Below are 246 nucleotides of genomic sequence, written 5' to 3'. Positions count from 1 at the left end.
CTTGGTGTTCATCTCGACGACACTGGCGAGCGTCTTTTCCGCGGCCAGCTTCTCCTCGAGCGTTTCCGAGAGCATGTGTTCGCGGATCACGTTGCGGTAGGTGATGACCCCGGCGCGCAGCTCGCCGTATGGAACATGCGGGCGATCAATTCCAGCACGGTCGACATCACGACCAACTGGTTGCCGAGCGTGCGCGTGCTCGGCGAGCTGCGCGCCGGGGTCATCACCTGCCGCAACGTGATCCGC

1 protein-coding gene is annotated in these 246 nt (G+C 63.8%); it reads left to right on the top strand.

Annotation, left to right across the window (positions count from 1 at the left end; all coding sequences use genetic code 11):
• A partial coding sequence (locus tag FNJ47_RS47885) for a hypothetical protein (RefSeq protein ID WP_163163708.1) occupies positions 1-246 on the top strand: 246 nt, incomplete at both ends.

This window comes from Bradyrhizobium uaiense, from assembly GCF_010811875.1.
Lineage (GTDB): Bacteria > Pseudomonadota > Alphaproteobacteria > Rhizobiales > Xanthobacteraceae > Bradyrhizobium > Bradyrhizobium uaiense.
Note: the sequence above shows the minus strand (reverse complement) of the source record. Positions and strands in the feature narration are given on the sequence as shown.